Source organism: Glycomyces tenuis DSM 44171 (genome assembly GCF_000427885.1).
Lineage (GTDB): Bacteria > Actinomycetota > Actinomycetes > Mycobacteriales > Micromonosporaceae > Glycomyces > Glycomyces tenuis.
Window position 1 is genome coordinate 23,207 of sequence record NZ_ATYW01000016.1, and the last position, 13,042, is coordinate 36,248.

At 68.9% G+C, this 13,042-nt stretch carries 9 protein-coding genes and 1 pseudogene; 3 read left to right on the forward strand and 7 right to left on the reverse strand.

Annotated elements, in window-relative coordinates; all coding sequences use genetic code 11:
* Window positions 1-140: 140 nt before the first annotated feature.
* The 6 genes from YWW_RS0117045 to YWW_RS31175 all read right to left on the reverse strand — a co-directional run bounded on the left by YWW_RS0117045 (window position 141) and on the right by YWW_RS31175 (window position 7,463).
* Window positions 141-2,030: an alkyl/aryl-sulfatase gene (locus tag YWW_RS0117045; protein ID WP_026931048.1), complete on the reverse strand. Its 1,890-nt coding sequence runs from the start codon at window positions 2,028-2,030 to the stop codon at window positions 141-143.
* A gap of 135 nt (window positions 2,031-2,165) precedes the next feature.
* Complete coding sequence (locus YWW_RS0117050) at window positions 2,166-2,453, reverse strand: SHOCT domain-containing protein (RefSeq protein WP_026931049.1); 288 nt, start codon at window positions 2,451-2,453, stop codon at window positions 2,166-2,168.
* Between the two features lie 11 nt (window positions 2,454-2,464).
* Complete coding sequence (locus YWW_RS31165; protein WP_051325954.1) at window positions 2,465-2,869, reverse strand: DUF6325 family protein; 405 nt, start codon at window positions 2,867-2,869, stop codon at window positions 2,465-2,467.
* Between the two features lie 129 nt (window positions 2,870-2,998).
* Window positions 2,999-3,682: a hypothetical protein gene (locus YWW_RS31170; RefSeq protein WP_051325955.1), complete on the reverse strand. Its 684-nt coding sequence runs from the start codon at window positions 3,680-3,682 to the stop codon at window positions 2,999-3,001.
* A gap of 296 nt (window positions 3,683-3,978) precedes the next feature.
* Window positions 3,979-5,007, reverse strand: a complete 1,029-nt coding sequence (locus YWW_RS0117065) for a lytic polysaccharide monooxygenase auxiliary activity family 9 protein (protein WP_026931050.1) — start codon at window positions 5,005-5,007, stop codon at window positions 3,979-3,981.
* A gap of 392 nt (window positions 5,008-5,399) precedes the next feature.
* Complete coding sequence (locus YWW_RS31175; protein ID WP_081687545.1) at window positions 5,400-7,463, reverse strand: glycosyl hydrolase; 2,064 nt, start codon at window positions 7,461-7,463, stop codon at window positions 5,400-5,402.
* Window positions 7,464-8,048: 585 nt separating this feature from the next.
* Here YWW_RS31175 and YWW_RS31180 point away from each other — a divergent pair.
* The gene (locus YWW_RS31180) at window positions 8,049-10,838 is read left to right on the forward strand and encodes a S8 family serine peptidase (RefSeq protein WP_162145966.1); all 2,790 of its coding nucleotides are present in this window, start codon (window positions 8,049-8,051) and stop codon (window positions 10,836-10,838) included.
* 228 nt (window positions 10,839-11,066) lie between these two features.
* Here the strand turns inward: YWW_RS31180 and YWW_RS0117080 are convergent, their stop codons facing one another.
* Window positions 11,067-11,624 carry a dihydrofolate reductase family protein gene (locus YWW_RS0117080; RefSeq protein WP_026931051.1) on the reverse strand — a complete coding sequence of 186 codons (558 nt, stop codon included), beginning with the start codon at window positions 11,622-11,624 and terminating at the stop codon, window positions 11,067-11,069.
* Between the two features lie 104 nt (window positions 11,625-11,728).
* Between YWW_RS0117080 and YWW_RS0117085 the strand changes: the two genes are divergently transcribed.
* Window positions 11,729-12,361, forward strand: coding sequence for a TetR/AcrR family transcriptional regulator (locus YWW_RS0117085; protein ID WP_026931052.1), 633 nt, complete (start codon window positions 11,729-11,731; stop codon window positions 12,359-12,361).
* 310 nt (window positions 12,362-12,671) lie between these two features.
* Window positions 12,672-13,040: pseudogene (locus YWW_RS31185) on the forward strand (transposase); the annotation flags it as partial.
* Window positions 13,041-13,042: the final 2 nt, after the last annotated feature.

The following is a 13,042-nucleotide window of genomic DNA, read 5'->3' on the forward strand; positions in this document are numbered from 1 at the left end:
GGGCGGGCCTGGGGTGAGACCGCCCGGTGAGCCGCCGGACCGCCGGGTGCAACGGCCGCCGCACCGGATCGCGAGCCTTGGTGCCCAGGGCTCGCGATCCGGTGCGGCGCTGCGTCGACGAGCGGCCGACGACGCGTTCGTCAGGGCGTGACGATGGCGAAGTCGGGATCACCCGGGTCGAGTACGGCGGCAAGGCGCCGGAGGGCTCCTTCGTCGCCGCTGATCTCGATGCCCGCTTCGGCGAGTTTCTCGGGATCGAGTCCTCCCACCATGATCGCCGGGAGCGCGCGGCCGGGCGCGGTCACCGTGGCGTCGGCGTCGCCGGACTGCGGCGCGCTGGAATGGGTGAGCACGCCGTTGGCCAGGCGCAGGCGGTACCGCTCGCCGGTGTCGGTGAGCACCACGTCGATCGAGAGCCGCTCGTCCCAGGCCCTCGGGCCGTCCACCTGGAGGGCGATGGCGGCGAAGAACAGCTCGGGCGAGAGCTGGCCGATCATGTCGGCCGAGGTCGTCTCGGTCGGCGTGCCGAAGTTCCCTTCACGCAGCTCGGTGGCTCCCGAGAGGTAGAAGTTGCGCCAGGTGCCGTTCTCGGCGCCGTATCCGAGCTGCTCGTAGGTATCGGCCAGGAGGGCGCTCGCCTCGGCATGGCCGGGCTCGGCGAAGACCGCGTGCCCCAGGATCTCGGCGGCCCAGCGGTAGTCCCCCGCTTCGAACGCGGTGCGCGCGGCGTCGACGACCTTGTCGGCCCCGCCGGCCAGCGCGAGGTAGCGCTTGGCGCGCTCCACGGGCGTGTGCTGCCACAGGTTCGCGGGGTTGCCGTCGAACCAGCCGAGATAGCGCTGGTAGATCGCCTTCACGTTGTGATTGAGCGAGCCGTAGTAGCCGCGGGCGTTCCAGGCGTTCTCGAGCACGGGAGGGAGCGTGAGCTCCTCGGCGATCTCGGACCCGGTGAGTCCCTTGTTGAGCAGGCGCAGCGTCTGGTCGTGGACGTAGGCGTAGAGGTCGCGCTGGTTGGTGAGGAACTCGACGACGCGTTCGTTCCCCCAGGTGGGCCAGTGGTGCGAGGCGAAGACGACCTCGGCGTCGCCGCCGAACAGGTCGATCGTCTCGGTCAGGTACTTCGACCACACATGCGGGTCGCGCACGACCGCGCCGCGCAGCGTCAGGATGTTGTGGAAGTTGTGGGTCGCGTCCTCGGCCGTGCACAGCGCCTTGAAGTCCGGCAGGTAGATGAGCATCTCCGAGGGCGCTTCGGTCTCGGGGGCCATCTGGAAGACCATGCGGACGCCGTCGACGGTGGCCTCGTGGCCGGTGGTGGTGATCTCGTCGGTCGGCGGGATCAAGGTGACGGTGCCGGTCGAGATGGTCTGGCCCAGGCCCGCCCCGACCTGGCCGTGGGGGCCGCGGGCGAGGACCGCGCCGTACATGTAGGCGGCACGGCGGTTCATCGCGGTGCCCGCGTAGACGTTCTCGGAGACGGCGTGCTCCACGAACCCTTCGGGTGCGAAGATCTTGACCGCCCCGGCGTCGACCTCCTCTTGCGTCACGAAGCCCTTGACGCCGCCGAAGTGGTCGGCGTGCGAGTGGGTGTAGACGACGGCCTTGATCGGCCGCTCCCCGCGGTGCTCGCGGTAGAGCGCGAGGGCCGCCGCGCCGGTCTCGGCGGACAGGAGCGTGTCGATGACGACGACGCCCTCGTCGCCCTCGACGAACGTGGTGTTGGAGAGATCGAGTCCGCGGACCTGGTAGATGCCCTCCACGACCTCGAACAGGCCCGCGATGGCGTTGAGTCGGGACTGGCGCCACAGGCTCGGGTTCACCGTGTCGGGGGCGTCGCCGTCGAGGAAGTCGTAGGTGTCGTTGTCCCACACGGTCTCGCCGTCCTGGCCGGTGACGGCGCCCGGTTCGCGGCGGGCGATGAGACCCCGGGTCGCGTCGTCGAAGTCGCGCGTGTCCGAGAATGGCAGGCGGCCGAGCAGCTCCCGCTGCTGAGCCGCGACCGACGGTGATGCTGGTTTCGAAGCTGTCATGGCGACAGTCTCACACCGACGCGTACGGAATACCTGGTGAACAGTAATATTCACACGTCAGAGGCAAGGCGCCGGGGCCGCTCTGCAACGCATGGCGAGACCGAGGCTCCGGCTCCAATACCGACACCCGCGGGGTCAGGCCAAGAGCTTGGTCTTGGCGGCGGCGAACTCCTCATCGGTGAGGGCGCCTGAGGCGTGGAGCTGGGCGAGCTGGTCGAGCTTGGTGATCACGTCCTCGCCGCCACCGCCCGCGGCGGGAGCGGACTGCTGCTGCTCGCGGTAGGCCTCGGCGTCGGCCCGAGTCTGCGCGCGGTTGTCCGCGGCGCGGTTCATGGAGCGGTTGACGGCTCCGGCGGTACCCGCGATGACGGCGGTGCGGGCCATGGTGCCGAGCAGGCCAGGGCGTCCGACGCGTCGAATCATGGCAGTGCCTCCTAGTTCTCGGCGAGTTCGGCGATGGCGGCGGCCGGGACGCGTTCCCAGTCGAGCAGGTGGCCGCCGACGCCTCGAACGGCCTCGGCGAGGGTCGCGGCCCAGGTGTGCTCGAACAGGAGCATCCCGATCGCGGTGTCGGCTTGGAGTTCCTCGGCGACGGCCTCGGCGTCTTCGGCGCTGAGGAGTCCGGCCGGTTCGCCGACGAGGGCGTCGAGGCGCTCATCGGCGCCGGAGGCCTCGATCCACTCGACCGAGCCGTCGGCGCCGCGGCTGACCAGCAGCGCGTCGAGGACGTTGATCGTGCCGTCGGCGTCGAGCCGTTCGAGCTCGTCGAGGACCCGCCCGTCGAAACGGTTCCCAGAGAACTCGACCAGCACCAGGTCCACGGGTGCCTTGCCCTGCATGTCTGCCTCCCCGCCGCTCTGCGGCGCCGCGTCGCGCGGCTCCTGGATGGGACGCTACACCGTGGACGGCCGGGCATCCGCGGTTTCCTCGGATACCTCCGCCGGACGCGGTCGCTCCCTGAAGGCCGGTCAGAAGGTCTTGGGCAGCACCAGCAGCACGATCGCCGCCCCCACGAAGGTCACCGTGGCGGCGATCGACAGCAGGTATTGCGAGCGCAGGGTCCTGGACCGGCCCGCGACGCCGGCGAAGAACAGCGCGAGCGCCAGGATCACGGCCATGAAGACGTAATTGTCGGAGCGCTGGTTGTCGTCGTGCGCCTCCTGCGTCGACGCCTCGGCCTCCTCGACGAGCGACGCGGCGCGGGCGTCGGATTCGAGGGTGTACTCGGGCATCTCGAACGGGGTCGCGGGGGCGTCGGGGTCGATCAGCGGCTGCGTGGCGATCCAGGCGTCCACGGCGGGTTTGAACTCCGGGCGGAACCGCTCGTAGAGAAAGCCCGAGAGCTCCTCGTCGTTCGGGGTGTAGTCGCCTTGGGGGCGCGGCGAGGTCCCGGCGACGATCTCCTGTTGCAGCGCTTCGAGCCAGGAGGTGAACGTGACGGTGTCGGCCAGGCGGTCCTGCCCGGCGTCGGTGCTGGCCTTGGCCGACTCGGTCCGGGCCGCTCCGGCTTCGGCGAAGGCGATGGCCTGGAGGCCGCTCCATTTCGCGCTCTGGAAGCCCGCCCAAGCGGTGCCGACGGCGGCCAGCGCCATGATGATGGTGAGCGCCAGGTCCACCCACCGCGGCATCTCCGGTCTCACGTCGTCGTTCACCGCGGAGCCCCCTCCCCTACGGACCGATGTCGCTTCGACCGGCGGCGGGTCCGTCGCAGATGGGCCAGAGAATAACCGGGTCGGCCATGCCGCGGGGGGATATCGCGCGGCTCCCGCGTCAGCGCTTTCACCGGATTCGGCGCCGCGACCGTGCTCCGCACGGCCTTCGGCCGCAGTCCACCGACGGGTCGCACCGGCGCAATGCCTTGAAACGGCTCGCTGCTTCGACCACGCCATCGCAGAGTGAAGGCGGTCTCGACCGCTGGGGCCGAGACCGCCCGGTATCCGCTCGACGGTCAGCCGATGGTGCAGGTCAGCTCCGGAGCGGTGTTCGAGTCGCCGTAAGCGGCGTTGAATCCGAACGAAGTGGACTGCCCGGAGGCAAGCGTGTTGTTGTGGGAGGCGCCGGTCGCGGTGACCGACGATCCGGACTGGTTCAGCGTGGTCGACCAGCTGTTGGTGACCTGCTGGTCGCCCGGCCACGTCCAGTTCACCTCCCACGAGCCGGAGCCGCCGGTGCTGGCGACCTCGACGCTGGCGGTGAAGCCCGAACCCCAGTCGTTGGCGACGGTGTAGGTGGCGGTGCACTCGCCGTCGGCCGGCGGGTCGGTCGGGTCCGGCGGGTCGGTGGGATCCGGCGGGTCGGTCGGGTCGGGCTGCGAGCCGCCGCCGAACCACGCGTCCGAGCAGGAGTAGAAGGTCTGGTCGAGGTGGCTGGCCTGCCAGACCACGTAGACCACGTGGTGCCCCGTCCGGCCCGGCGCGCTCACCGGGATGTCGACCGGCTCGCCCGGCTGGTAGACGCCGGTCTCGACGACCCGTTCGAGGTCGCCCCAGTCGAGCGCGTCGGTGGTGGCGTCGTATCCCTGCTTGGTGACGTACACCCAGTAGTAGTCCGCCCCGTGCGTCGCCTGGTCCTCGTAATGGAGGGTGAAGTTGTTGCTGAGCGAGGTGGTGTGCCAGTTCCCCGGCTCGTCGAGCGCAGCGTAGCCGGCGTTGCCGCCGGAGCAGAGCTGGTTGTCCGGGATGCGTTGTTCATGCTGCCCCTGCATGCCCTCGCGGAGCAGGCTCATCCAGCTCCACATGGCATTGGCGTTGGCCTGGAAGGCCTGGTAGCACATGGGGTCCTCAGTGGCCATGCCGGGGTTCGTGTGGTCGGCGCCCCAGCGCTCCCAGCAGCTGTACTGCCGCGCGGGCGGCGAGGTCGCCGTGCCGTGCGCGGAGGCTGTCTGGGCGGTGAAGAACAGCGCCGAAGCACCGGCCATGACCACCGCGGCGAACGCGAGGATGAGGCTTCTGATGCGGTGGTTTCTCGATCTGAGCATGGTAGCGCTCCCAATAAAAGGAGATATTTGCAACTATAAATATATAACACATGCGCCCGAAATGGAAATGCCCGTCGGCCACGGCGTCGGAGCGATGAGAGCGGCGCCGCATCCAACCGCTCACGCCAGGCGGATCAGCCGCCACAAGCCGGTCCCACCATCCGCGACGGGTCGCCGAACTGCCCGTCGCTCAGCTTGACCACTGCAGACGGCCGCGACGGAAACGCTTCGCGCACGAGTGTTCCGACACTCCCCGAGCCCGGCGACCCACGAGCTCGTTCGCTCAGCCGCAATGGCGAGCAGTCGTCTTCGAACGCCGGCCGGCCGAGGTCGCTTGTTTCGCCGCAGCGCCGGAGTCCGGTGCGGGACCGCACCGGACTCCGACCGGCCGCTCAGCCCACGGCGCAGGAAGCGCCGTTGAGGGTGAAGGCCTCGGGAGCGGGATTGCCGCCGCTGTAGCTGCCGACGAACCCGATGGTGGTGGACTCGTTCGAGGCCAGCGTGCCGTTCCATCCGGCGTCGGTGAAGGTGACCTGGTTTCCGCTCTGGGCCCAGTCACTGTTCCAGCCGTTGCTGACCTGCTGGCTCCCCGGGAAGGCGAATCCCAGCTCCCAGGCGTCGAGGGCCGGGCCTTCGTTGGTGATCGCGACCTCCGCCACGAACCCGTTGCCCCAGTCGGCGCTGACCTGGTAGTCGACGGTGCAGGCCCCGGCGGGGTCTGCTCCTTCGGTGGTCACTTCGACCGGCGCGGACGGTGCCGAGGCACGGCCTTCGGCGTCCACGGCGACGACTCGGAAGGTGTAGGCGGTGCCCGGTGCCAGATCGGTGAGCGTCACGGTGGTGGCGGGCGCCTCCACGACGGCGAGCGGATCGCCGCCCACGTCTCCGGCGTACACCTCGTAGCCGGCGATCTCGGCCGAACCGGGCTCGGCCGCCTCCCAGGTGAGGGTCGCCCGGTCGCTGCCGACGTCCGAGGCTGCCAGTGCGCCGGGAGCGGAGGGAGCTTCGGATTCCGAGCCGGAGCGCCATTCATCCAGCTCGTCCAGGGTGATGACGCGGGGGTGGTTGTAGACGTGCTCCAGGTGGGAGGGGGGATTGTGGACACCGTCGCGGATGAAATCGCCCGCCCAGGTGTTGAACCAGCTCCAGTCGGCCTCGTAGGCCTCCAGGAGGTCCGGATCGGGGATGGAGCCGTTCTCGGTGAGGGCCACCGGCTTCTCGTCGCCGACGAGTTCGACCAGCTTCTCGTAAGTGCCGCTGATCGGTCCGAAGTCGCCGGCCTGCGGGTAGGCGTCGGCCGAGATGATGTCCACCACGTCGTTGCCCGGGTACCACTCGGTCTGCGTGGAGTTCCACACCCAGAGCAGGTTGTGCAGCCCGTGGTGGTCGACCATGCGGTCGTACATGATCCGCCACAGCTCCTTGGCGGGTTCGGGGCCCTTGGCGCCCCACCAGAACCAGCCGCCCTCGGCCTCGTGCAGCGGGCGCCACAGCACCGGCACGCCGGCGTCCTGCAGCCGCAGCAGTTCCTCGGAGATCGCGTCGATGTCGCGGAGCAGCAACTGGTACTCCTCGGATTCCTTGTCCGCCAGCGCCGCCGCCACGTCGAAGGTCGTGGCGTCGGTGTAGAAGCCGCGCCACCACTCCTTGCCCGGCTCGTCGATCAGCCCCGTCGGCGCGTTCCAGTGCCACGTGAAGGTGACGATGCCGCCGCGCTCGGCCCACGGCAGGGCGGCGTCGACGTCGGTGCCCACGGTGCCGCGCTCGACCCGGCTGGGCGAGTAGTCCATCATGTCCACACCCATCACCGCGGGGGCCTTGCCGACGTTCTGCTCCACCCACTCGACGTCCGCCACATCCTGCTGTCCGCTGAGGATGTTCTCGCCGTAGTTCGCGGCGATGTCGGCCAGCAGCTCTCGGGCTTCGGGCGTGGCGTCGGGGTCCACGGGAATCCCGCTCACCTGGTGCGGCGGCCGCGGCTCGCTGGGGGCGAGGCTGATGGCGTCGATCTCGTACCAGCCCCAGTTGTTGACGATCGCGATCGTGTTCTCGCCCTCCTCCAGGAGCATCCGACCCGCCGAGACGGTGCTGAAGGTATCGATCGCCGCGAAGGTGACGCTGCCGGCGCCCTCGCCGTTGAGCTGCAGGTAGGCCTGCTTCTCCCCGTACGGGGCGCGGTAGTGGATCGTCAGGTCGTGCAGACCGCCAGGGCTGTCGGGCACGGTGATGGTCACCGAATCGGTGGCCTCGTCGAAGCCTTCGACGTACCCGGTGCCCGAGTACCCCGAAGCGCTGGAGCCGACCGTCACGCCCTGGAGCGCTCCGTCCTCGGCCTCGAACACCTGGGCGTCCGTCGGCGCCTCCTGCCCCTCGGCGCCCGTCGAGGTCATTGAGAAGGCCAGCGCTCCGGTCACCAAGGCGACCAGCGCGCTGGAGAGGGTTCTTCTGAATCTCATGTCGTTTCCATTCGCATCGTGAGGGCCGCCGAACGCCTGAAGTGGGCGTACCAGGGGCGATGATGAGATTTCCTTAACCCAACCAAGAAATAGACAAGCATCAATTTTTCGGTATGTCAAGATGCGATGATCCACTGCCGCAGACCGGTACCGCCGGCACGGCCGTTCACACGGCAGGCTCGACATCGCCTGCCATGCCGAAGATCGGCGCCCGTGGGCATGGGGCACCGACGGCCACATCGCCGCCGCCGCCGTCCGCCACCGACAAGGAGGCGGCAGACCGCTGCGGCAACCGCTCACGATCCTCGCCGCGGCGGGAACACCCATGACATGCGCCCCTCCCGTCCGGCGAGGATCAGAGCCCGCAGCGGTTGAGCGGCCCCGGGGCGGGATCGATCATCCACTGTGAATTGCAACACTCGATCAGGGATTCCACATAGTTCCCAGTGATTTCTCCATTATGTCCATTTTGACTCATGAACCTGCCCTGTCATGGTGGGACCCAGGGGAACCGAATTCCTTTGCATTCCGATCACCATCGGCGCCGACCACCCCGGTGCCGCTACCGCCAAGCAAGGAGCCATCTTGTCACGGACGCAACGATGGCGTCGGGTACTCGCCGTCTCGCTCGTGGGAGCGCTAGCATCGGTCTTCGCCGTTGCCGCACCCGCATGGGCGCAGACCGATTCCGACGCGACAGCACTGATGGAGCAGAAGGTCGAACCCGAGCTGCTGGCCGAGATCGCCGGCGAAGGCGAGGCCGAACTCTGGGTACAGTTCCACGGCGGCCCGGACTATTCGGCCGCGCTCAATGCCGAAACCAAGGCCGACAAAGGCGCAGCCGCCGTCGAAGCGGCGATGGACTTCGCCGAGTCCTCCCAGGCCGACCTGACCACCGCACTCGGGCAGGCGGGCGTCGAGTACGAGTCCTACTGGGCCTCATCGGCGGTCAAAGTGACCGGCGGGATCGGGCTGCTCGAGACCATCGCCGCCTTCGACCAGGTCGCAGCGATCGTCGACAGCCCTGAAGTCGTGCCCGTCGAACCGGTCGAGTCCGCTTTCGAACCGACCTCCACCGCATGGGGTGTCGAGGACGTCAACGCCCCCAGCGTCTGGGAGCAACTCGGCGTCACCGGCGAAGGCGTCGTGGTCGCCAGCATCGACTCCGGTGTCCAATACGATCACCCGGCGCTCGTGGAGCAGTACCGGGGCAACAACGGCGACGGCACCTTCACCCACGACTACAACTTCTACGATGTCGAGGGGATCTGCGGCGGCACGCCATGCGACATCAGCAACAGCGGCCACGGCACCCACACGGTGGGGACCATGGTCGGCGACGACGGGGCGGGCAACCAGATCGGCGTCGCCCCCGGTGCCGAGTGGATCGCCGTCAACTACTACGGCGCCAGCATGGAATCGGTGCTGAAGGCCGGTCAGTGGATCGCCGCGCCCACCGACTCGGAGGGGAACGACCCCGACCCGTCCAAGGCGCCCGACATCGTCAACAACTCCTGGGGCCGGGACACGACGGGCGACGACGACCCGTACTACCAGGACATCGTCAACCTGTGGCACGCCGCCGGGATCATCCCGGTCTTCGCCGCGGGCAATAGCGGACCGGAATGCGCCACCGGTATTCCCCCCGGCGCCTACGCGAACGTGATCGCCGTAGGCGCCTACGACTCCAGCGGTGAGATCGCCGAGGGCTCCTCCCGGGGCCCCACCAGCGACGGACGGGGCAAGCCCGACGTCTCCGCCCCCGGCGTCCGCATCTACTCCTCGATGCCCGGCGGCACTTACGATCTGATGAGCGGGACCTCGATGGCCGCACCGCACGTGACCGGGACGATCGCCCTGATGATGGAGGCCGAGCCCGCGCTCCGGGGCGACTACGGCCTGGTCTACGAAATGCTCACCGACTCGGCCCGCTTCACCGAGGACGACCAGTGCGGTGGCACTGACGAGGCGAACAACGTCCACGGACACGGGCGCATCGACGCGTTCGCGGGCGCCCAGGCCCTCCCCGAAGGCGAATCCGGTTCCATCACCGGTACCGTCACCGACACCGACGGCACGCCGTTGGAAGGCGCGGAACTGGTCTTCGACGGAGCGTTCGACCGGCGCGCCACGACCGGAGCCGACGGCACCTACACCGTCTCGTTCGCCCTGGCCGGGCAGCACGCGGTGAGCGTCACGAAGTTCGGCTACGAGCCGGCCGCCGGGACAGTGACGGTGGCAGCCGACCAGACCGTCGAATTCGACGCGACACTGACCCCGCTTGAGACCACCGTGGTCACCGGCACCGTCGTCGACGGCTCCGGCCACGGCTGGCCGCTGGCGGCGACGGTCGCCACGGCGGGCGGTGAGGTGTCCACGACGACCGATCCGCTCACCGGGCAGTTCGAACTGACGCTGCCCATAGGCGGGGTGGAGCTGGTCGTCGAAGCCGACTACGGCGGATACCAGACCGTCCGGGTCGCCGCGGACGCGACCGATCTGCTCATCGAAGTGCCGGTCGCGAACGGTTGCACCGCTCCCGGCTACGCCTACGACCCGCTGGGCACCGGTTTCGAATCCGAGACCGCGCCAGTGGGTTGGACGGTGGTCAACCGCGGTTCCGAGCCGTGGACGTTCGAGGACCCCTTCGGCACCGGCAACCGCACGCCCGGCTCAGGCGGCTTCGCCTTCGCCGATCCAGTCGGCGGCGGCGTCATGGACACCGACCTCGTCTCACCGGTGTTCGACCTGGCGAGCGCCCCTGAACCGGTCCTGTTCTTCGCCACCGACTTCTACATGTACGCCCCGCACTCGCGAGCGGACGTGGCGATCAGCGTTGACGGCGGCCAGAGCTGGGAGGAAGTCTGGGCGGCCGAGGAATCGGTGCGCGACACCACGGTGACCGTCGACTTGACCGCGTGGGCCGGGGCGCAGGAGGCCCAGCTGAAATTCCACTACTACCACGCCTACAGATCGACCTACTGGTGGCAGGTCGACGATGTCCTCGTCGGAGGCGTGGCCGACTGCGCTCCGATCGCAGGCGGACTGGTGCGGGGCACGGTCACCGACCAGAGCGGCGCGCCGGTCGCGGGCGCCCAGGTCACCCACACCGGTTCGGGCCATCACGGCACCTCGGACGCCGACGGCCAGTACTGGACCTTCGCCCCCGGCTCCGGGCTCGCGCAGCTCGAAGCGGTGGACGACGAGTCCGGGTCCGCGACGGTAGAGGTCGATATCGTCCCCGATTCCGTGGTCGAGGCGAACTTCGTGCTCGGCACTCCGCCCCCGACCTCCTTCACGCCGACCGGGCAGGAGCTCTCATGGCCCGACTCAGACCTGGTGCTCGCGCGGCAAACGCCGCGCTACACCTCGTGACCCGCACATGATCATGGGCCCGGTGACGTGGTCGCCGGGCCCATTCCGTCGGTCTCTTCGAAAGTCATCGGCCCCGATCCATTCCTGCTACGGGCGCGAAGCGCAGGCGAACGGCACTGCGATCTTCGTCGCGCCCCAGGGCGTCGGCGACGCCTGGCCCGACACGGGCGGCAGGGACGCGGCCCCGTCGACGAGATGATCGAAGGCGACCTGCGCGTCGACTGCGGCTCAGCGGGTCCGGTAGCGCGCGTAGATCAGTCCGCTGTCGAAGGCACGCTCTTCGACCAGGTCGAGATCGAGGCGTACGCCGCCGGGGAAGAACCGCTTGCCGCCGCCGACCACGCTCGTGGTGATGAACAGGTGGTACTCGTCCACCAGGCCTGCCACGATCGCCTGCGCGGCGAGGTTCGGGCCGTCGACGGTGAGGTCGTGATCGGACTCGGCCTTGAGCTTGCGCACCGCCTCGGGATCGAAGGTCCGCTCGATCCGGGTCTTCGCGCTGGAGACCGACTCCAGTGTGGTGGAGTAGACGATCTTCTCCGCGGCCTGCCAGTCGCGGGCGTACTGGAGGATGTGCGGCGGCACGTCGGGCTCGGCGTGCGCGGTCTCCCAGAAGACCATCGTCTCGTACATCCGCCGGCCGTAGAGGTAGGTGCCCACGTGGCGGAAGGTGTCGCCGATGAAGGTGTGCACCTCCTCGTCGTCGGCCCCGGTGCCGAGGTCGCCTTCCGCCGCTTCGGCGTAGCCGTCGAGCGAGGTGATCATGGAGTAGATGAGCTTGGCCATGTCCGGCTCCTTCACTTGAGGTGAGTCAGCCGACTCGCCTCAGTCGAGGATACCGACAATCCAGTGGTGAGTCAAGTGACTCACCTCCATGTCATACTGGGCACATGCCACGCGAACTCTCCGCCTACCATCGACAGGTCGCCGCGACCAACCGTGCGGCCATCCTCGACGCGGCCGCGGGCCTGTTCCTCGAAGCCGGCTACGACCGGACCTCGCTGGCGCGGGTCGCCCAGACCGCCGGGGTCTCCAAGGCGACGCTGTTCAAGCAGTTCCCGACGAAGGCGGAGCTGTTCGAAGCAACGGTGCTCGCAGCGGGCGACACGGCCGAGGGAGCGCTCGTGGACCCGCCGCCGGGAGACTTCCACGCGGGCCTGGTCGCCTTGGGCCTCGCGTACGCAAAGCTGCTGTCCCGCCCTCGGATGGCGGACCTGATCCGGGCCGTGATCGCCGAGTCGCCGAGGTTCCCCGAACTGCGCGAGCGGACCTTCGACTTCGGCACGCTGCCCGTACTCGCGGCGCTGCGGCGCTACTTCCAAGCGGCGAACGCCGCAGGAACCGCCGACGTGGACGATCCAGACACGGCCTCAGCGCAGTTCCTCGGCATGATCGCCGCCGTCGTCTTCTGGCCCCGCCTCGTCCACGGCAACTGGTCGCTCAGTGAAGAAACGACGCTCCGCGTGGTGGACGAAGCGGCCAAGACGATAGTCGCGCGCTACGCCGCGCCCACGAGCAACTGATCATCCGCCGGCGCAGGCACGCAATGAGGCGTTCGAACTCCATGCCCGCCATCCTCGGCTGCGACCTCGCGACAGACGATGCACCCCATGGGTATGGCGTCCACGGGGTTCTTCTGCCCCGATGGAATGACGCGCACCAGCCGTCCTGGGGCGGCGGGAGCTCCCCTTCCAAGGGCGAAGCTCCCGGCTCCACGCAGGCTACGTCCTACACCTGCTCGAGCACCCCGAACCCTACAAGTCCGGGTCTCAGGGTGTCCTACCTTCTTGAGTACGTCCTTGTTGTTCGCGACGATGGGGATGCGCGAGCGGGCCGGGGATGGGGACCGCCCTGACCGCCGAGTTCCTCGCCGCCGCAGGCAACCTCACCCGCTTCGCCTCCGGCGACGCCCTGGCCGCCGCGGCCGGACTCGCCCCCGTGTTGTCCCAGTCCGGCAACACCAGGCGCAATAAACGCGCCACCGGCGGCGACCGCGCGCCCAAACGCGTCTTCTACCAGTCCGCGTTCTGCGCCATCAAGAACGACCGAGCCTCCAGGACCTTCTACGACCGCAAACGCGCCGAAGGGAAACGACACCACCAAGCACTGATCGCCCTCGGCCGCCGACGCGTCAACGTCCTCTTCGCCATCCTCCGCGACCGGATCCCCTACCAAGAGCAGATTCCCGCCTCCAACACTTGACA